The sequence below is a fragment of the Umezawaea tangerina genome (genome assembly GCF_003002815.1).
Lineage (GTDB): Bacteria > Actinomycetota > Actinomycetes > Mycobacteriales > Pseudonocardiaceae > Umezawaea > Umezawaea tangerina.
Genome location: NZ_PVTF01000007.1, coordinates 517,362 through 535,460, shown reverse-complemented (window position 1 = coordinate 535,460; position 18,099 = coordinate 517,362). Strand labels below are relative to the sequence as shown.

Sequence of the window (18,099 nt, the reverse complement as noted above, 5' to 3'; positions counted from 1 at the left end):
CAAGATCCAGGCCCGCACGCCGGGAGTCCACCGGGAGGGGAATCAGGTGACGGTGCTGAACGCCCGGTCGGTCGCGGACCAGGCCGCGCCCGTCACGCCCGCCAGGTCGCCCAGCTCGGACAGCACGATCGGCAGGTTGCCCGTGGCCAGCGGCAACGAGCGGCGGTAGACGGCGCCGCGGACCTCGGCGAGCAGCGAGTGCCCGAGCCGGGACACGCCGCCGCCGATCACGACCATGCCGGGGTTGAGGAAGCTGACCAGCGACGCCACGACGTGGCCGAGCCGCCTGCCGCCCTCGCGCACGAGGCTGGCCGCGGCGAAGTCGCCGGACCTGGCCGCCATGCCCACGTCCTCCGCCGTCAGCTGGCCGCGCTCCTCCAGCACGGCGGCGAGCAGCGTCGACCGGCCGCTGCGGGCCAGCGTGAGCCCTTCGCGGGCCAGCGCGGCACCGCCGAAGTACGCCTCCAGGCAGCCGACCTCGCCGCACACGCACGCGGGGCCGAAGTCGTCCAGCCTGATGTGGCCGATGTCCCCGGCCGTGCCCGCGACGCCCCGGTAGACCCGGCCGCCGAGCACGATGCCGCAGCCGATGCCCGTGCCGACCTTCACGAAGATCAGGTCGTCGAGGGACCGCGCGACCCCGGCGTGCCGCTCCCCCAGCGCCATCACGTTGACGTCGTTGTCGACGGTCACCGGGCAGCCCCACTTGCCCGCCAGCTCGTCGCGCACCGGGTAGCGGTCCCAGCCCGGCATGATCGGCGGCGCCACGGGCATGCCGTCCCGGAAGCTCACCGGCCCCGGAAGCCCTATCCCGGCCCCGATCAGCCGCCCCGGCGCCTGCGCGAGCACCTGCTCGGCCAGCGCGGTCACCCGGCCCAGCACGGCCACCGGCCCTTCGCGGACCGCGCACTCCTCGCTCAGGTGGGCCAGCACCTCGCAGCGCCCGTCGGTGACCGCCACGGTGATCGAGGTCGCCCCGACGTCCACGCCGAGCAGGCGCAGGTCGTCGGCGAGGTGCACGAAGTTCGAGCGCCGCCCGCCCCGGCTGGCCGCCGGGCCGCCGACCTCCACCAGGCCCGTGTCCACCAGCTTGCCCAGCTCCGCGGTCAGCTTCGCGCGCGGCAGACCGACCCGTTCACCGAGCGCGACCCTGGAGGTGGCGCCCTCGTCGCGCAGCAGTGCGAGCAGGTCCGCCTGCTGGCGCGACCCGACCCGCGGCTGCCGCGCCGTGCCCGCTGCGCCCATCGCGCCGCCCTCCCGAGTGCTGCTGATCACCGTCCAGTGTGCAGGTTCCCCGCCCGTCCGCGACGACACGGCCCTCGCCACGCCGCCAGGACGACCCGAACAGAGCACGGCCGGGGCCCTCGCGACCCCGGTCCCGCACCGCTCGGCGGCGCGGCCGCGTGGCCGTGGCCACCGGTCCGCCGCCACCGGGTCGGCGCAGGTCACCCGGTCGGGTGACACCACCGGGGCCGCCCGTCCACAGAGGACCGATCGGTCGGTGCGCGACCGGAAGGCCGCGCACCGACCGGGAGCCGGCCCGCGCGTCCTGTGTGGGCGATGGACGTGGCGCGGCTCACCAGGCGTTCCCGACGCCGTGCCGGAGTTGATCATCCGTAGGATGGAGGCGGCCTCACCGGGGCGCGTTCCGCACGACGGACGCCGGAGCACCGGGACCGGGGCACCAGCCGACCTGCTCGAAGGGGTTAAGCGTGAAGCCGCTCGGAGCGTCCGACCCGACCACGATCGGGCGGTACCGGATCCTGGCCGAGCTCGGCCGGGGCGGGATGGGCCGCGTGCTGCTGGGGTCCGGCCCGGACGGGCGGCTGGTCGCGGTCAAGCTGATCCACGGCGCGCTCGTCGCCGACGAGGGGTTCCGGGTCCGGTTCAGCCGCGAGGTGGAGGCGTCCCGGAAGGTCTCCGGGGCCTACACCGCGGCCGTCGTCGAGGCCGACGCGGACGCGGACGTGCCGTGGCTGGCGTCGGTGTTCGTGCCCGGCCCGTCGCTGCACGACGCCGTCGCGGTGGCCGGCCGGCTGCCGGAGGCGTCGGCGCTGCGCCTGGCGGCCGGGCTGGCGACGGCGTTGCAGGAGATCCACCGGGTCGGGCTGGTCCACCGCGACCTCAAGCCGTCGAACGTGCTGCTGACCGACGACGGCCTGCGGGTGATCGACTTCGGCATCGCCAAGGCCGTGGACGACCCCGGCAACAACCTCACCCACACCGGCTCGATGGTCGGCTCGCCGGGGTTCATGTCCCCGGAGCAGGTCGAGGAGGGCGTGGTCGGCCCGGCGAGCGACGTGTTCGCCCTGGGCGCCGTGCTCGCCGCCGCCTGCACCGGGCGGAGCCCGTTCACCGGCGCGTCCACGTTGCAGACGCTGAACAACGTGGTCGGCGTGCGACACGACCTCTCGGCGCTGCCGCCGCGGGTGCGCCTGATCGTGGAACGCTGCCTGCAGAAGGACGCGAGCAGGCGCCCCACACCGGACCAGGTCCTCGACCTCGCCCACCCGGTCCCGCCGTCGGTGCAGCCGTGGCTGCCCGCCGTGCACCGGATGATCGACGACCAGCGCGCCGCCGTGGCCCGGTTCCTGCCGCCCGGCCCGCACAACGTGCCGATCGCGGAGCGGACGGACCGCATCGCCGTGCCGCCCCCGCCCCGCCCGAACCCCACGTCGATCTTCGCCCCCGGCGAGCAGCTGCGCACCGGCGCCCCCGCCACGCCGCCACCGCCGGCCCGCCGCCGCCCCGGCTGGGTGGTGCCCACGGTCTCGGCCGTCGCCGTCGTCGCCGTGGTGGGCGCGGCCGCCGTCGTGTGGCAGACCTGGCCGTGGTCGGCCACCGCCAGCGGCGGCCCCGCCCCGACGTCGCAGAGCACGACCTCCTCCAGCACGACCAAGTCGTCCGCGTCGTCGGCGTCGTCCTCGGCGCCACCGTCGTCCTCGTCGAAGCCCACGCCGACGTCCGCCTCCAACGCGCCCGCCCAGAAGGAGCTGCGGCTCTACTGGAACGGCACCCTCCAGGACAACGCGACCTGCTTCGACGAGGGCTGTCTCGGCAAGCACCGCGCCGAGTACGGCGTGGCCACCGCCGAGGGGCGGCTGCTGTCCTCGCGGCAGGACGGCGCCGTGCCGCTGAAGACGTACTGGAACGAGGCCCGCGGCGACATCGCGAGCTGCGCCACCGACGCGTGCGTCCACGAGCAGGAGCTCGTCGGGTACGTCTTCGTGCGGGACGAGGGTTTCGTGTACCCCACCCAGCGTCCCGGCACGGTCCCGCTGCGGCTGTTCTGGCACTCCGGGCGCGAGGACAACGCGACCTGCGTGTCGGACAAGTGCGCGGCGGACCAGACCGAGGTCGGCTACACCTACGTGCGCGACGAGGGTTTCGTCTACCCGGCCCCGTGACCGGTCAGTCGAGCCGGTAGACCACTTCGGTGATGGTCTGCTGCCGCGCCTCGGCGAACCCCTCCGCGGTGCCGATCCGGACGAACCCGTTGCGCTCCAACACCCGGATCGACCCTTCGTTGTCGTGCGCGGCGCTCGCGTGCACCGGCCGCACCGCCAGCTCGGCGAGCAGCAGCGCCAACGCCCCGGTCGCCACGCCCTGACCCCAGCAGTCCTTGCGGATCCAGTAGGTGACCTCGGTGCGACCCTCCAGCGGGAAGGCGGACACGCTGCCGACGACCTCGCCGTCGCGCTCGACCACCTTGTTCACGGTGGCCTCGGCCGCCAGGTTCCGCCGCGCCTTGACCAGGTAGGACTCGCGTTCACGGGCGGCCTCGCCGACGAACGCCGCCATGTGGTGGGCGGTGTCGTCGAGCTGGATCTCGAACAGCACGGGGAGGTCGTCCTCCCGCATGTCCCGGATCGACAGGGGTCCCGCCACGGTCCTACCTCCACGTCAAGGGTCGTCCCGACCGACCTGCACCCGGAAATCATTGGGAGGGCGGGAGATTAGCACGGCGGCGCATGGTTCCGCGGTGGAACGGAACGGCATCCCGAAGTTGCCCAAGAGGTAACATCGAGGCTCGGCTAGGTCGGCGGTGCCGTCGACCCGCGCGGTGGCCTAGGGTCGGACCCCGGTAGACCGAGGAGGTCCGCGCGTGCGGTTGCATCCGGGTGAGGTCCAGGCGACGGGGTGGCGGGTCGAAGCACTGGCCGAGGTCGTGCGACGACTCCGGTCGGCGCCGGTCACCGGACGCCCGTCGCTGGTCGCGGTCGACGGTCGCGGCGGCGCGGGCAAGTCCACGCTCGTCGACCGGCTCCGCGCGGCGGTCCCGGTGTCCGGCGTCGTGCACACCGACGACATCGCCTGGAACCAGGCCTACTTCGACTGGGCGGACCTGCTCACCGAGCACGTCCTGCGCCCCCTGCACCGCGGCGCACCGGTGCGCTTCCGCCCACCCGCCTGGGTCGCGCACGACCGCCCCGGCACCATCGACGTCCCCGCCGGGGCTGACGTCGTGTGGGTCGAGGGCACCGGCGTCATCCGCACCGCCCTCGCCCCGTGGTTCGACGCCTCGATCTGGGTCCAGGGCGACCTCGACGATCAGGAACGCCGCCTGGTCGCGCGCGACGGCGACTCCGAGGAGCAGCGGCGGCACATCACCGCGTGGCTGGCCGAGGAGCTGCCGCTCCTGCTGCGCGAACAACCGTGGCGCAAGGCCACGATCGTTGTCGCGGGCACGCCCGACCTCCCCCACGACCCCACCACCGAACTCGTCACCGCTCCCCCGGTCGACAGCTAGACCAGCCCGGTTGGGCCGCCACCGGTCGGCGCGGCTAGACCGGTGATGCGCAACTCGCGGCCAAGACCCAGGTGATCGGCAGTAGCCGTAGTCCGCCCAGCCAGCCCGAACTCGGAGCTCTGCGGTGGAGCGGGATCGGACTGGCCGGGTAGGTGCGGAAGCGCTCCGGACATCCGGACGGCGGGAATCGCGGCCACCTCGCCTCGAAGGTGAAGCCCAGCAGTGCTCGGGCCACCGCCAGGGTGACCGGTTCCGCGTCGGCGAGCTTCGGCGGTCTGCCTACGCGCATTACTCGTCGAAACCACCCGGCCACCTAGACCACCAGGGCGGTCCGCCATCGGTCGGCGCGGCTAGACCACCCCCGTCTCCCGGCGGGCGGCGGGAAGCGGTGTGGAGCCGAGGGCGGTTTCCAGTTGTTCCCACCGGACCACCAGGTCCTTCATCATCAGCATCAGGACGTCCGGGAAGGCGTAGAGGAAGCTCTGGTAGCGGTAGTGGTCCAGGTAGAACACGACCACGTCATCGCCCAGCGCCGTGACGGAGGTGGTGCGGGCGTCGAAGAACAGGTCGTGGTGGCCGAGCAGGGCGCCGCGGCCGAGGACGGCGCGGTCGTAGATGCCGCCGAAGTCGACCTCGACCTGACCGCTCGCGACCAGGAACACGCCGTGCGCGGCCTCGTCCTCCCGGCAGATCGCGTCGCCCGCGGCGAACGGGATCTCGTCGAACATCGACGCGAGCGTCTCCAGCTCGGAGTCGACCAGCGACGTGAACAGCCGGACGCCGTGCGGGTCCGCGCTCTCCCGCAGGCAGGCCACGCGTTCGGTCAGCTCGCGGTCGGTGATGTGCGCCATCCGCATCCGCACGAACCGCAGCATCCGGTCGGTGTTGCGCGACTGGCGGCGGGACGTCCCGGCGCTCGGCGGGGTGTAGACGCCGGAGTCGCCGCTGATCCGCGCGGCCTCGCGCCTGCCGGTCTCGTACGCGCTGTGCACGCAGCCCCAGTGGTAGGGGTTCGTGCCCTCGCCGGCGAAGAACAGCCGGTCCCCCACGGGTTCGGCGAGCGTGGCGATGTCCTTCGACGAGGCGTCGACACCGATGCACGTGTAGGAGCCGAGCGCGAACGGGTCGGTGGACCACGCGGTCCGCGAGACGTGCTCGGGCGCGGGGGCGTCGGCGCCGAAGACGTCCTCGACGACCGTGGTGGCGTAGGCGGTGACGTCGTCGTCCGACCAGGACTCCATCCCGCGGCCGAGCGAGGCGCCGAGCAGCATCACCAGGACCGGTTTGCCGTGGGACCTCCACATGCTGATCACGACCGTGGGGTAGCGGTCGGTGTCCCGGCACAGGTAGCCGAAGACGTACTGGTCCTTGGGCCAGAACGGTTCCCGGAAGTGCAGGGCGATCTTGTTGAGCGTGCCGAAGCCGAGCCGCGCGATCGCCGACCGCTTCGCCTCCGGCAGCGGCGGCTCGAACCGCACCGCGTCGGCCTTGAGCACGCCCAGCGGAAGGGTCACCAGCACCTTGTCCGCCTCGAACACGCCCCGGTCGGTCACGACCCGGACCCGATCGCCGCCGGTGTCGACGCCCGTGACCACGTGCCCCAGCCGGACGTCCAGCCCCTCGGCCAGCGCGTCCACCACGGACTGGTAGCCCTGGTGCAGGGTGCTGTCACCGTAGCCGTAGACCAGGTAGCCGTCCTCCCAGTACTTCAGCGACAGCTTGTCCGCGTCCTCGCCCACGTCCTCGCGCAGGATCACGTTGAGGTGGAACCTGACCGCCTGTTCGTCCTCTGTGGACATTCGCCGTTCGGCCATGATCCGCCGCACGGCCTCGCCGAGCGGCATGTCCGGGTGCCCGGCCTTCCGGGCCGCCGCCGCGCGCTGCTCCAGCTCGTGCAGCACGTCGTCGGCCAGCGCCAGCGTCCGGCTCTTGCGCCGGTGGCCCGCCACCCGGTTGTCCGCGCCGACCAGGTCCATGCTGTCGAAGCCGCCGGTGTACGCGCTGTCCCCGCCGACGTAGCTGTACGGGATCCCCAGGTCCTCCACCAGCTCCGTGATCGGGTTGCCGTCCGTCCCGTGGATCCAGTGCGCCCCCAGGTCGACCCCGTGCTCGTCGGTCCAGATCCGACCGCCGACCCGGTCCCGCGCCTCCAGCACCACGACGGGGTGCCCGAGCTCCCCCAGCACCCGCGCCGCCGCCAACCCCGCCATCCCGGCCCCCACGACCAGAACCTCGGACAACCCGCCCTCGCCAGCGTTTTCGGCCATGGTCCGATTGTCGACCGGCCCGCACCGCCCGGACAGTCCCGGATCGTGTGCCGGCACTGGTCCGTCCGGGTAGCCTTCGCGACCGTCCGATCAGGACCGCGGGGAGCGCTTCGCCTCGAACCGGCGCACCAGCTCGCGTCCGCGCGCCTCCTGCACCTTCTTCGCCTGCCCCACCGCGAACCGCAGCAGCCCGAACGGCGCCGACAGCCGGTAGTGGTCGGTCACCCTGGTCCCGCCGGGGACCGGTTCGACGCGGTAGGCGTAGGCCACCCGCACGCCGCCGGGGCTGACGACGTCGCCGGAGATGGTGCCGTCGCCGAGGTTCAGGGTGACCTCGATGACGTTGTCGTGGTGCAGAGGGCCGAGGGCGAAGCGCTCGACGGCGGTGAAGCGGACCGCGTCCGGCTCGCGGCGGATATCGCGCACCTCGACGACCAACGGCGAGAGGCCCACATGGTTGTCCGGGTCGGCGAGGTGGTCGAAGACCTCGTCGGGTGGGGCGGGCAGGGTGGTCGTGGTGCTGAACTCGACGCTCTTCACGTGGCTTCCCGGTAGAAGGGCCTGCGACGGCGCGGTCGGGTTCCCGCCGCCCGCCACGACCGTAGTGCAGCGGGGGCTGTGCCCGGTCGGGGCCCTCAGGGGGGTGGAGAACCCCGACCGGCGATCCGGCGGCTGGGGGGTAGCCGCCTAGGCGATTGTCGCGCATCCGCGGACTTCCGTTACCCCTATTTTTGCGGACTTTCCGGTCTACCGGACTCCGACCGCCCGGTAGACCTCGGTGACGTACTCCGCGGCCCGCGCGGACCCGAGGACGTCCGGGCCCATCCGGTTCATCACGTACGCGACGGTCATCCGCCGTTCGGAGTCCACGATCGCCATCGACCCGCCCCAGCCGCCCCAGATCGAGAAGACGGTGGTGATCGTGTCGCGTTCCCACGGCAGCGACCGGGCGACGTCCCGGTACCCGCCCCACACGTCCAGCACGAGCTCCCCGTCGACCTCGACCGCGATGGACGCGCCGAGCTCCGCACCACTCGCGAGGTTGCGCTCCAGCGCCGCGTGCACCGCGGCGAACCGCTTTCCTGTCGTCATGCGGCCGGCCTCCGGGTTCACACCGGTGGGAAGGTCGACCCCGCATGGCCGAGATCACGTCGGCGAGCTCCGGGAGCGCCGCCCGCCGCGCGGGCAGCTCCTCGACGCGCGTCCGCAGCGCGGCGGCCTTTCATCGGCCCGGTGTCCACTTCCGCCAGCAGGCTCGGCGACCTACCGTGACGCACGTGGACGAGGCGCTGTCGAGCGGTGAGCGGCTGCACGGGATCAACGGCGTGGAGCTGTGCGTCGAGACCTTCGGCAGGCCGGGCGACCCGGCGGTGCTGCTCGTCGCGGGCGCCGCGGCGTCGATGCTGTGGTGGGAGGCCGAGCTGTGCGAGCGGATCGCCGCCCACGGCCGGTTCGTGGTCCGCTACGACCACCGGGACACCGGCCGGTCGACGAGCTACCCGCCGGGGCGGCCGGGGTACGCGTTCACCGACCTGACCGCGGACGCGCTCGGCGTCCTGTCCGCGGTCGGCGTCGAGCGCGGGCACCTGGTCTGCCAGTCGATGTTCGGCGGGATCGGGCTCATCGCCGGGGTGGACCACCCGGAGCGGGTGGCCTCCCTGGTGTTCGTCAGCACCTCCACCGGAGGGCCCGACCTCCCGCCACCCTCGGCGGACCTGGCCGCGCACTCCCCCGCCCAGCCGGACCCGGCCGACCACGCGGCGGTGGTGGACTACGTCGTCGCGTCGGCGAAGGCGTACTCGGGCGGCTCTCCGCACTTCGACGAGACCGCCGTGCGCGCGCTGGTCGAACGGGACGTGGCCCGCGCGAACGACATCGCGTCGACCCTGGCCAACCACTACGCCGCCGACTTCGACGGCCCGGCCAGCGGCGGGTTCGGCGACATCACCGCGCCGACGCTCGTGGTGCACGGCGGCCTGGACCCGGTCTTCCCCCTCCCGCACGGCGAGGCGCTGCGCGACGCGGTCCCCGGCGCGGAGCTGCTGGTGCTCGAGGGTGCCGGGCACGACCTGCCGAAGGCGCTGTGGGACGTGCTCGTCCCGGCCCTCGTCCGGCACACCGCCGAGGACCGCTGACACCGGGCGTCAGCCGGACAGCAGCGGGAGCAGCACCTCGTCCACGACCCGGACCACCTCGTCGTCGCCGACGGCGTCCGAGCGCCACGCCTCCACCAGGAGCAGCCGGGGGCCGATCGAGGCCGTCCGCTCGGTGACCCGCGCCGGGTCCGCCTCACCCCGTTCCACCGCGTCGCCCAGCACCCGCATCAGCACCTCCTGCGCGGGCCGGGTCACCGACTCCCACACCCGGTCGAACAGCCCCGGACTCTGGTGGCGGTAGGCCAGCAACGGCCGCAGGGCCCGGCCGCGCGGCTCGTCGAGCGCGTGCACGAAGCCGGTGAGCAGCGCGATCAGATCGGCTCGCAGGGAACCGGTGGCGGGTGGGACGGGCGGCCGCCCGAAGCCGGTCGCGGGGTCGGTGAGCGCGGCCAGCACCAGCTCCTCGGGGCTGGACCAGCGCCGGTACAGGGCCGCCTTGCCGGTGCCCGCCGCCGTCGCGATCCGGTCGAACGACAGCTCGGCGAAGCTGGTGCGGGCCAGCTCCTCCAGGGTGGCGAGGTGGATCGCCGCGGTCAGCGCGCTGCCTCGACGACGGGTCGCGGGTGGCGGGGTCACGACCCCATGATGACCGCCCGTGGATATAGTGAACAAATCTGTTCACTATGACGTCCGGGAGGACCACGATGTACCGCATCGCCAACGTCTCCGTCGTCGATCCGCGCGACGGCGCGGTCACCCCTCACCAGGACGTGCGGATCGCGGACGGGCGGATCGCCGGGATCGGCGCCACCGAGGGGCCAGACGGCGACCCGACGACGGTCGACGGCCGGGACCGCTTCGTCGTGCCGGGGTTCGTGGACATGCACGCCCACCCGCTCAACCTCGCCGACCCCTCCGCCGAGCTGGGGCTCATGCTCGCCTTCGGCGTCACCGGCTACCGGCAGATGAGCGGCACCCCCGAGCTGCTGCGCCTGCGCCGCCAGGACCGGGTCCCCGGCGACGGCGCCTCAGCGCCGAGGCTGCTCGCCACGCCCGGCACGGTGCTCACGCCGCTCAACGCGGGCAAGCCGGACGCCGCGGTCGCGGAGGTGCGGCGCCAGGCCGAGGACGGCGCGGACTTCATCAAGGCGGGCCTGGTCACCCCCGAGGTCTACGCGGCCGTCCAGGTCGAGGCCGACCGGCTGGGCGTCCCGGTCGTCGGCCACCTGCCCGCGGGCATCGACGTGCGCGCGGCGTCCGACGCGGGCTTCCGGTCGATCGAGCACGTCGGACCGGGGATCGGCCTGCTGACCGGCTGCTCGTGCCACGAGGAGCACCTGCGCGCCGCCGGCGCCCGCGGTCCGATCAGGACGCCGCCGTTCCGGATCCCGTTCGCCGACAAGGTCGCCGCGAGGGTGCTGGGCCGGATCGTGGTCAACCCCTCCCAGCTGGCGGGCCCCGACACCCTGCGCGCCGCCCGTGACGCGGTCGACAGCTTCGACGAGGAGAAGGCCCGCGAGCTCGCCCGGCGGTTCGCCGCGAACGGCACCTGGAACTGCCCCACGCTGATCCGGGTCAAGGCCCAGTACTCCTGCGACGACCCGGCGTTCGCCGCGGACCCCGACCTGCGCTACGCCACCGCGAAGGAGCGCAAGGCCTGGACCGCCGCGGCCGCCGCGTTCGGCAAGAAGTTCGACGAGGCCCAGCACGCCGTCTTCGCCGACCAGTTCGCGCTCCTGCTGCGCGTGGTGCGGATCCTCGACGAGGAAGGGCGCCCCTCTCCTGGCGGGCACCGACGCGGTCGGCGCGGCCTGGGTGGTCGCGGGCGCCTCCCTGCACGACGAGTTCGACCTGCTCGCCCAGGCCGGGCTCGGCCCGCTGCGGATCCTGCGGAGCGCCACCACCGACCCGGCCCGGTTCCTGGGGCGGGAGGCGGACGCGGGCACCGTCGAGGTCGGCAAGGAGGCCGACCTCGTCCTGCTCGACGCCGACCCCACCGCGGAGGTCGCCAACCTGCACGCGGTCAGCGGTGTCGTCCGCGCGGGCGGGCACCACGACGCGGCGGCGCTGGCCGCCTTGAAGGAGCGGGCCGTCGGGCGGTAGCGGGACCGGCCCACCCCGGAGTTGCCGTCGACCGCCCCACGGGGCAGTGTCCTGCGGTGGCGCGGCCCGCGGATCTCCCCGCGGTCGCCGCACCCACCCAGGAAGGAAGATCCGCCATCCCCACCAAGACCGCCACCATCCCCACCGCCGACGGCCTGGCCGACGCCTTCGTCGCCTTCCCCGACGGCGGCGGGACGCACCCCGGCGTGCTGATGTACTCCGACGCCTTCGGCCTGCGCCCCGTGATCGAGGACATGGCCCGCGAACTGGCCGGGCACGGGTACTACGTGCTCGTCCCGAACGTCTACTACCGGCACGGCCCGCCGCCCGTGGTCGAGCTGCCCGAGCACATCACCGCCGAGCTGCGGCCCGCGCTCTTCGCCGAGCTGATCCCGTTGATGCAGGAGCACACCCCCGAGCGGGCGCTGGTCGACGCGGAGGCCTACCTCGGGTTCCTCACCAGCCAGCCGGAGGTCAGCCCCGGACCGGTCGCCGTGACCGGTTACTGCATGGGCGCCGTCCTCGCGGTGCGCACCGCGGCGGCGCACCCCGACCGGGTCGCCGCCGTCGGCGGGTTCCACCCCGGCCCCCTGGTGACCGACGCGCCCGACAGCCCGCACCGCCTGGTCGGGCCGCTGACCGCCGAGGTCCACCTCGGCCTGGCCGTGACCGACCTGGCGCCCGAGGCCCTCAAGGAGCTCGAGCAGGCGTTCGACGAAACGGGCGTCACCTACTCCTGCGAGGTCTACCCGGACACCGTGCACGGCTTCACGATGGCCGACACCGACGCGTTCGACGCCGACGGGCTGCGCCTGCACTGGGACCGGCTGCTGGCACTGCTGGGCCGCGCCCTGCCGCGGGGCTGAGGTCCACCGGGCGGCGTGCGACCACCGCACGCCGCCCCCGCGGGCGGCTACACCGCCAGGTCCGACAGCGGCCGGAGAACCAGGTCGAGGGCGGGGGTGGCCGTCCAGCCGCGGACGGCGGCCTCGGCGATCAGCGCGGCCTCCCCGAGGTAGTCGGCGGCGGCGACCGGCGGGTCGGGCAGCAGCTCGGCCCTCCCCTGCTCGCCCGCCACCTCGACCAGCACCTCGGCCAGCGCGCGACCGGTGCGACGGGCCCTGGTGGCCGCCTCGTGGACCAGGTCGTGCGCGTGCTCGCGGCCCATCGCGGCGGCCAGCGACATCATCCGGGCCTCGGCCATGACCAGCCCGCCGTCCAGCTCCAGGTTGGCGCGCATCCGGTCTGCGTCGACCCGCATCCCGCGCACGACGGCCAGCGTCCCGGCGAGCGCGGACCCGGCCAGCACGGCGAGCTGCGGCACCACCTGCCACTCGACCTGCCACTCCCCCGCGGACCGCTCGTGGCCCGCCTCCTGGATCCGCGCCAACGAGGACGCGAGCGCGCCCGCGGCGCCGGACAGCCCGATGACGACCTCCGACGAGATCGGGTTGGCCTTCTGCGGCATGGTCGAGGACGCGCCGCGGTGGTCCCCGGACGGCTCGAAGACCTCGGCGATCTCGGTGCGCGACAGGTCGACGACGTTGCGGGCCAGCCGGGCGCAGGTGGCGGTGATCGTGGTGCAGAGCCAGCCGAACTCGGCCACGCCGTCGCGGTCGGCGTGCCACGGCACGTCGGCGGGGAACAGGTCGAGCCCACGCGCCATGCTCGCCCGGACCGCCGCGGACCGGGGTCCGAGCGCGGCCGCCGTGCCGCCCGCGCCGAACAACGACACCACGGCGACCCTCGGCACCGCCTGGGCCAGCCGGTGGCGCTGCCGGGTGAGCTGCGCGAGCAGGCCCGCGAGGGTGGCGCCGAACGTGGTGGGCACCGCCTGCTGGGCGTGCGTCCTGGCGGCCATCACGGTGCCGGCGTGCTCGGCGACCCGGACGGCGAGCGCGTCGCCGACCTCGCCGAGCCGCCGGTCCAGCGCGGCCAGCGACCGCGCCAGCTGCAGGGCCAGCCCGGTGTCCATCACGTCCTGGGTGGTGGCGCCGTAGTGCACCCGACCGTCCGGGCCCTCGGGCAGCGCGGCGCTGATCTGCCGGACCAGCCCGAGGATCGGGTAGCCGACGGTGCGGGCGGTCGCCCACAACGCGTCGGCGTCGACCGTGCCGACCACGGCGGCGCGCGCGATCGCGTCGGCGTCGGCCTGGTCGATCACGCCGTGCTCGGCCTGGGCGCGGGCCAGGGCGCGCTCGGCGGCGAGCCAGCTCTCCACCGCGCTGCCCGCGGAGAAGAGCGCCAGCTGCTCGTCGTCGCCCGCGAGGTGGGTGAGCAGGGAGAACGGCGACCGTCCCGAGTGGAGGGTCGCCGGTGGCCTCGCGTTCCGTTCCATGTCACCAGTGTGCGGCGCGGAACGCGGTCGCCGCCCGGTGGACGTGGCCCTACCGGGACGAGGACTGCCGGACCCGGGACCCGCAGACCCCGTTGTGCGCTCCCGGAGTGCTCCGGGGACTGGTTGCATCGACGGTGGCGGTGACCGGCCACAGCGGACGGACCGCGCCTGCGAGGAGGGAACCCCCTTGAGCACGATGACATCCACCTCCGACCCCGGACCGGTCGACCGCGTCCCCAAGTTGCTGTTCATCGGCGGGCGGTGGCGCGCCGCCACCGGGGGCCGGACCTTCGCGGTGGAGGACCCCGCCACCGAGGCGGTGCTGTGCGAGGTGGCCGACGCGTCACCCGAGGACGGCCTGGCCGCGCTCGACGCCGCCGCGGCCGCCCAGCCGGGGTGGGCCGCCACGGCACCGCGCGACCGCGGCGAGGTCCTCCGCCGCGCCCACGACCTCCTCGTCGGGCGCACCGAGGAGATCGCCCTGCTGATCACGCTGGAGATGGGCAAGTCGCTGGCCGAGTCGCGCGCGGAGGTCGCCTACGCCGCCGAATACCTGCGCTGGTTCTCCGAGGAGGCACCGCGGATCTCCGGCGAGTGGCGGGTCAACAGCGCCGGGGACGGCCGGATCGTCACCCTGCGGCAGCCCGTCGGCCCGTGCCTGCTGATCACGCCGTGGAACGCGCCGCTGGCGATGCCCGCGCGCAAGGTCGGGCCCGCGATCGCGGCCGGGTGCACGATGGTCGTGAAGCCCGCCGAGCAGACGCCGTTGACCACTCTGGCGCTCGCCGCGGCGCTGGCCGAGGCCGGACTGCCGGACGGCGTGCTCAACGTGGTGCCCACGACCGCGCCCGGCCCGGTCACCGCTCCCCTGCTGCGCGACCGGCGGCTGCGGAAGGTGTCGTTCACCGGGTCGACCGCCGTGGGCCGGACCCTGCTGGGAGCCGCGGCGGGCAACGTCCTGCGCACGTCGATGGAGCTGGGCGGCAACGCGCCGTTCATCGTGTGCGCGGACGCCGACGTGGCCGCCGCCGTGGACGGCGCGATGACCGCGAAGATGCGCAACGTCGGCGAGGCGTGCGTCGCGGCGAACCGGTTCCTCGTGCACGCCGACGTCGCCGACGAGTTCGTCGCGGGGCTGACCGCGCGGATGGCCGCGCTGACCGTCGGGCGCGGCGTCGACGACGGCGTGCGGGTCGGGCCGCTGATCGACGCCGTCCAGCGCGACCGGGTCGCGGGCCTGGTCGACGACGCGGTGAGGCGCGGCGCGCGGATCGCGACGGGCGGGCGGGTGCCGGAGCGCGCCGGGTACTTCTACCCGCCGACCGTGCTCACCGACGTCCCGGCGGGCGCCCGGCTGGGCAGCGAGGAGATCTTCGGGCCGGTGGCGCCGATCACGACGTTCACCGACGAGCAGGAGGCCGTCCGCGCCGCCAACGACACCGAGTTCGGCCTCGTGGGCTACCTCTACACCCGTGACGTCGGTCGGGCGGTCCGGCTGGCCGAGCTGCTCGAGACGGGCATGGTCGGGCTGAACCGGGGGCTGGTGTCGGACGCCGCCGCCCCGTTCGGCGGGGTGAAGCAGTCCGGTCTCGGCCGCGAGGGCGGCACCGGTGGCATCGACGAGTACCTGGAGGTCAAGTACGTGGCACTGGGCCTCTGAGCCGAGCCGGCGCCCGCCCGCTCCGGGAAGCGGGCGGGTGCGTCCGCAATGGACTGTCCGAAAAGGATGAACGGATGCTCACTGGTCCGCGGCGGAACCCAGGTGCTCCACCGGGACCGGCCGACCGGACCCGGTCCAGCTCGCGAGGAGGTCCATGGCCCGGCGCGAGGGAGACCCGGCCTCGGTAGTGTAGACGAACAGCGTGGTGTCGGGGTCACCCGGCGGGGTGAGGGACTCGTACTCGACGGTCAGGTCCCCGACCAGCGGGTGGCGCAGGCGCTTGGTGCCGTGGGTGCGCTGGTGGACCCGGTGCTGCTCCCACCACTGGTCGAACTCGGCGCTGTGCTCGCGCAGCTCGGCGACGAGGGCGACCGTGGTGTCGTCGTGGGGGTCGCGGCCGATCTCGAACCGCAGGCTCTCGACCGCGGCGCGGGCCTGGTCGCGCCAGTCCGCGAACAGCGCCCGCGCGTGCTCGTCGAGGAACATCCAGCGCGCGTAGTTGCGCTGCCTCGGCGGCATCCCGTCGAAGTCGGCGAACAGCGCCTTGGCCATCCGGTTGGCGGCCAGCACGTCGGTGCGGCGCCCGAGGACGAGCGCGGGCTCGCCGTCGAGGGAGTCCAGGAGCTGGTAGAGGCCGGGCCGCACGCGCTGCACGGCGCGGGACGACCGCGGCGCCGCCACCGCGGTCAGCCCGATGAGGTCGTCGAGGTAGGCGCGGCCCGCCGTGTCGAGCCCGAGCGCCCGGCCGATCGCCTCGACCACGGCGGCCGACGGCGTGATGCGCCTGCCCTGTTCGAGCCGGGCGTAGTAGTCGGTGGACACCCCGGCCAGCAGCGCGACCTCCTCGCGCCGGAGTCCGGGCACCCGGCGCACGCGCCCGTCTGAGGGCAGGCCCGCCCGTGCCGGGTCGACCTGGCCACGCGCCCGGCGCAGGAAGTCGGCGAGTTCGCGGTTCGTCCGTGCCACGGCGTCGATTGTCCACCACGTCGCGCGATCGCGAGTGGACCTGCGAGTCCTAGGCAGCCGGGTCCGAGGTCGCGCAGGGCACGCGATGGGCGTCCACGGCGGCTTGTGCTCGACCAGGCTTGAGCCGTGCCGGAACCGGGCTCCACCCGGTCCGCGCCGATCCCGGACTCCTGACCGCGAAGGACGAAGATGAGCTTCCCGACGACCCGACCCGCGACCTGGTTCGTGACCGGCACCTCCCGCGGCCTCGGCCTCGAACTGGTCCGGATCCTGCTGGAGCGGGGCGACGACGTGGCCGCGACCACCCGGTCGACCGAGCGGCTGCTCGCCGCGCTCGGCGACCGGGTCGACACGTCCCGACTGCTGCCGCTGGCCGTCGACCTGCGCGACGCCGAGGCCGTCACGCGGGCCGTCCAGCGGACGACCGAGCGCTTCGGCGGTCTCGACGTCGTCGTCAACAACGCGGGCTACGGCTTCCTGGCCGCGGTCGAGGAGACCGGCGACCGCGAGGTCCGCGACATGCTCGACGTCCAGGTCGTCGGCGTGTGGAACGTCCTGCGCGCGACGCTGCCGGTGCTGCGCGGCCGCGGGAGCGGCCACGTCGTGAACGTGTCGTCGGTCCTCGGGCTGACCGCCGTACCCGGCTGGGCGCTCTACTGCGCGGGCAAGTTCGCGTTGGAAGGGCTCAGCGAGGCCCTTGCCGCCGAGGTCGCCGACTTCGGCGTCCGGGTCACCGTCGTCGAGCCCGGCTACTTCCGCACCGACTTCCTCACCGCCGACTCGCTGGCGCTGCCCGCCGACACCACGGACGCCTACCCGGCCGTCCGCGCGATGACCGCCGACCACCTCGCCCTGCAGGGCTCCCAGCTCGGCGACCCGGTCAAGGGGGCGCGGGCGATCGTCGAGCGGGTCGTCCACGGCGGTGACGGCCCGTTGCGCCTGCTGCTCGGGTCGGACGCCCACGCCTACGCCACCGCCAAGGTCGACGCCCTGCGCGCGAACCTCGACGCCGCCGCGCCGACCGCGGGTGCCACCGACTTCCCGACCTCCTGAAGTCCCACCACCATCCGGAAGGACCAGCTCATGAGCAAGATCCTGATCGTCATGTCCGCCGCCGACACCTGGGAGCGCACCGACGGGTCGTCCTACCCGACCGGGTACTGGGCCGAGGAGCTGGCGGCCCCGCACGAGAAGTTCGTCCGGGCCGGGTACACCGTCGACTTCGCCTCCCCCGGCGGTGTGGCGCAGCCGCTCGACCGGCACAGCGCCGACCCGGAGGTCGCGGGTCCCGACTGCGCGCACTACGTCGAGCACGCCGAGCGCGCCCTGCGCGAGTTCGGTCCGCTGCTCAAGCTGGAGGAGGTCGACGTCGCCGACTACGCCGCGATCGTGCTGCCCGGCGGCCACGGACCCGTGGTCGACCTCTACCGGGACGCCGACCTCGGCAGGCTGCTCACCGCCGCGGACTCGTCCGGGAAGCTCATCGGAGCCGTCTGCCACGGGCCCGCGGCGCTGCTCTCGGCCGTGGACCAGGACGGGAGGTGGGTGTTCGCCGGGCGTCGGATGGCGGCGTTCACCGACGAGGAGGAGCAGCTGTTCGGCACCGCCGAGGGCGCTCCCTGGCTGTTGGCGAGCAGGCTGCGCGAGATGGGGGCGGAGCACTCCGGCGGCCCCGCCTACCAGCAGTACACCGTGGTCGACGGGACCCTGTTCACCGGTCAGAACCCGGCGTCGAGCGGACCGCTGGCCGACGCCATGATCGCCGCGCTCGCGGGGTAGCGCACCGGTCCGGCGGGCCGGAACCCTTACCGGACAACGATGTGGTCCAGGGGCGACCGGTCCTCGTACGTGCGCCGTCCACAACGGACCAGTCCGCGACACGGGCTCGCGTGGTGGCGACTTCACGCCAGTTCCGTTGC

19 protein-coding genes and 1 pseudogene are annotated in these 18,099 nt (G+C 74.1%); 8 read left to right on the top strand and 12 right to left on the bottom strand.

Annotation, left to right across the window (positions count from 1 at the left end):
* Positions 1-42 precede the first annotated feature (42 nt).
* A complete protein-coding gene (locus CLV43_RS25265) occupies positions 43-1,245 on the bottom strand; it encodes an ROK family transcriptional regulator (protein ID WP_106189733.1) in 1,203 nt (400 codons plus the stop codon).
* A gap of 467 nt (positions 1,246-1,712) precedes the next feature.
* Here CLV43_RS25265 and CLV43_RS48575 point away from each other — a divergent pair, with 467 nt between their 5' ends.
* Positions 1,713-3,407, top strand: coding sequence for a serine/threonine-protein kinase (locus CLV43_RS48575; protein WP_211304537.1), 1,695 nt, complete (start codon positions 1,713-1,715; stop codon positions 3,405-3,407).
* A gap of 4 nt (positions 3,408-3,411) precedes the next feature.
* Here CLV43_RS48575 and CLV43_RS25255 read toward each other — a convergent pair whose 3' ends face one another.
* Positions 3,412-3,888, bottom strand: coding sequence for a GNAT family N-acetyltransferase (locus tag CLV43_RS25255; RefSeq protein ID WP_245886943.1), 477 nt, complete (start codon positions 3,886-3,888; stop codon positions 3,412-3,414).
* A 217-nt stretch (positions 3,889-4,105) separates the two neighbouring features.
* On the opposite strand from CLV43_RS25255, the gene CLV43_RS25250 reads away from it, so the two are divergent.
* On the top strand, positions 4,106-4,750 hold the full coding sequence (locus CLV43_RS25250; protein ID WP_211304536.1) for a uridine kinase family protein: 645 nt from the start codon (positions 4,106-4,108) through the stop codon (positions 4,748-4,750).
* 137 nt (positions 4,751-4,887) lie between these two features.
* Here CLV43_RS25250 and CLV43_RS50505 read toward each other — a convergent pair.
* From CLV43_RS50505 to CLV43_RS48570, 4 genes and pseudogenes are all read right to left on the bottom strand, one after another.
* Positions 4,888-5,036 (bottom strand): annotated as a pseudogene (locus CLV43_RS50505) (IS982 family transposase); the annotation flags it as partial.
* A 64-nt stretch (positions 5,037-5,100) separates the two neighbouring features.
* On the bottom strand, positions 5,101-7,017 hold the full coding sequence (locus CLV43_RS25240) for an FAD-dependent oxidoreductase (RefSeq protein WP_106189732.1): 1,917 nt from the start codon (positions 7,015-7,017) through the stop codon (positions 5,101-5,103).
* Between the two features lie 90 nt (positions 7,018-7,107).
* Entirely contained in the window at positions 7,108-7,557 is a 450-nt protein-coding gene (locus tag CLV43_RS25235; RefSeq protein ID WP_106189731.1) for an SRPBCC family protein, read from the bottom strand.
* 207 nt (positions 7,558-7,764) lie between these two features.
* Entirely contained in the window at positions 7,765-8,109 is a 345-nt protein-coding gene (locus CLV43_RS48570) for a serine hydrolase (RefSeq protein WP_211304535.1), read from the bottom strand.
* A 44-nt stretch (positions 8,110-8,153) separates the two neighbouring features.
* Here CLV43_RS48570 and CLV43_RS25220 point away from each other — a divergent pair, with 44 nt between their 5' ends.
* Entirely contained in the window at positions 8,154-9,152 is a 999-nt protein-coding gene (locus CLV43_RS25220; protein WP_106189730.1) for an alpha/beta fold hydrolase, read from the top strand.
* Between the two features lie 9 nt (positions 9,153-9,161).
* On the opposite strand, the gene CLV43_RS25215 is transcribed toward CLV43_RS25220, so the two are convergent.
* The 4 genes from CLV43_RS25215 to CLV43_RS50490 all read right to left on the bottom strand — a co-directional run bounded on the left by CLV43_RS25215 (position 9,162) and on the right by CLV43_RS50490 (position 10,692).
* Positions 9,162-9,749 (bottom strand): TetR-like C-terminal domain-containing protein, encoded by a 588-nt coding sequence (locus tag CLV43_RS25215; protein ID WP_106189729.1) that lies wholly within the window; start codon positions 9,747-9,749, stop codon positions 9,162-9,164.
* Between the two features lie 124 nt (positions 9,750-9,873).
* Positions 9,874-10,047: a hypothetical protein gene (locus CLV43_RS50500; protein ID WP_425445772.1), complete on the bottom strand. Its 174-nt coding sequence runs from the start codon at positions 10,045-10,047 to the stop codon at positions 9,874-9,876.
* Between the two features lie 21 nt (positions 10,048-10,068).
* Complete coding sequence (locus CLV43_RS50495) at positions 10,069-10,275, bottom strand: hypothetical protein (protein ID WP_106189728.1); 207 nt, start codon at positions 10,273-10,275, stop codon at positions 10,069-10,071.
* A gap of 9 nt (positions 10,276-10,284) precedes the next feature.
* Positions 10,285-10,692, bottom strand: coding sequence for a hypothetical protein (locus tag CLV43_RS50490; RefSeq protein WP_106189727.1), 408 nt, complete (start codon positions 10,690-10,692; stop codon positions 10,285-10,287).
* 236 nt (positions 10,693-10,928) lie between these two features.
* Here CLV43_RS50490 and CLV43_RS50485 point away from each other — a divergent pair, with 236 nt between their 5' ends.
* Both CLV43_RS50485 and CLV43_RS25195 read left to right on the top strand, forming a co-directional pair.
* Positions 10,929-11,216, top strand: coding sequence for an amidohydrolase family protein (locus CLV43_RS50485; RefSeq protein WP_425445771.1), 288 nt, complete (start codon positions 10,929-10,931; stop codon positions 11,214-11,216).
* Between the two features lie 116 nt (positions 11,217-11,332).
* Complete coding sequence (locus CLV43_RS25195) at positions 11,333-12,082, top strand: dienelactone hydrolase family protein (RefSeq protein ID WP_106189842.1); 750 nt, start codon at positions 11,333-11,335, stop codon at positions 12,080-12,082.
* A 47-nt stretch (positions 12,083-12,129) separates the two neighbouring features.
* Here CLV43_RS25195 and CLV43_RS25190 read toward each other — a convergent pair whose 3' ends face one another.
* Positions 12,130-13,554, bottom strand: a complete 1,425-nt coding sequence (locus CLV43_RS25190; RefSeq protein WP_106189725.1) for a lyase family protein — start codon at positions 13,552-13,554, stop codon at positions 12,130-12,132.
* A gap of 196 nt (positions 13,555-13,750) precedes the next feature.
* Here CLV43_RS25190 and CLV43_RS25185 point away from each other — a divergent pair, with 196 nt between their 5' ends.
* Positions 13,751-15,214: an NAD-dependent succinate-semialdehyde dehydrogenase gene (locus CLV43_RS25185; RefSeq protein WP_106189724.1), complete on the top strand. Its 1,464-nt coding sequence runs from the start codon at positions 13,751-13,753 to the stop codon at positions 15,212-15,214.
* Positions 15,215-15,292: 78 nt separating this feature from the next.
* Here the strand turns inward: CLV43_RS25185 and CLV43_RS25180 are convergent, their stop codons facing one another.
* Positions 15,293-16,180 (bottom strand): helix-turn-helix domain-containing protein, encoded by an 888-nt coding sequence (locus CLV43_RS25180; RefSeq protein ID WP_106189723.1) that lies wholly within the window; start codon positions 16,178-16,180, stop codon positions 15,293-15,295.
* A 189-nt stretch (positions 16,181-16,369) separates the two neighbouring features.
* Between CLV43_RS25180 and CLV43_RS25175 the strand changes: the two genes are divergently transcribed.
* Together CLV43_RS25175 and CLV43_RS25170 are read left to right on the top strand one after the other, a co-directional pair.
* Positions 16,370-17,233, top strand: coding sequence for an SDR family NAD(P)-dependent oxidoreductase (locus CLV43_RS25175; protein WP_106189722.1), 864 nt, complete (start codon positions 16,370-16,372; stop codon positions 17,231-17,233).
* A gap of 30 nt (positions 17,234-17,263) precedes the next feature.
* On the top strand, positions 17,264-17,959 hold the full coding sequence (locus CLV43_RS25170; RefSeq protein ID WP_106189721.1) for a type 1 glutamine amidotransferase domain-containing protein: 696 nt from the start codon (positions 17,264-17,266) through the stop codon (positions 17,957-17,959).
* Positions 17,960-18,099: the final 140 nt, after the last annotated feature.

Excerpts from the sequence above, each read along its gene's own strand:
- CLV43_RS25190 (WP_106189725.1), bottom strand. The coding sequence starts at position 13,554 with ATGGAACGGAACGCGAGGCCACCGGCGACCCTCCACTCGGGACGGTCG.
- CLV43_RS25170 (WP_106189721.1), top strand. The coding sequence starts at position 17,264 with ATGAGCAAGATCCTGATCGTCATGTCCGCCGCCGACACCTGGGAGCGC.
- CLV43_RS25175 (WP_106189722.1), top strand. The coding sequence starts at position 16,370 with ATGAGCTTCCCGACGACCCGACCCGCGACCTGGTTCGTGACCGGCACC.
- CLV43_RS48570 (WP_211304535.1), bottom strand. The coding sequence starts at position 8,109 with ATGACGACAGGAAAGCGGTTCGCCGCGGTGCACGCGGCGCTGGAGCGC.
- CLV43_RS50500 (WP_425445772.1), bottom strand. The coding sequence starts at position 10,047 with ATGAGCCCCAGCTCGGCGGAGGGGTCGGCGAGGTTGAGCGGGTGGGCG.
- CLV43_RS25220 (WP_106189730.1), top strand. The coding sequence starts at position 8,154 with ATGGCCGAGATCACGTCGGCGAGCTCCGGGAGCGCCGCCCGCCGCGCG.
- CLV43_RS25240 (WP_106189732.1), bottom strand. The coding sequence starts at position 7,017 with ATGGCCGAAAACGCTGGCGAGGGCGGGTTGTCCGAGGTTCTGGTCGTG.
- CLV43_RS25185 (WP_106189724.1), top strand. The coding sequence starts at position 13,751 with ATGACATCCACCTCCGACCCCGGACCGGTCGACCGCGTCCCCAAGTTG.
- CLV43_RS25265 (WP_106189733.1), bottom strand. The coding sequence starts at position 1,245 with ATGGGCGCAGCGGGCACGGCGCGGCAGCCGCGGGTCGGGTCGCGCCAG.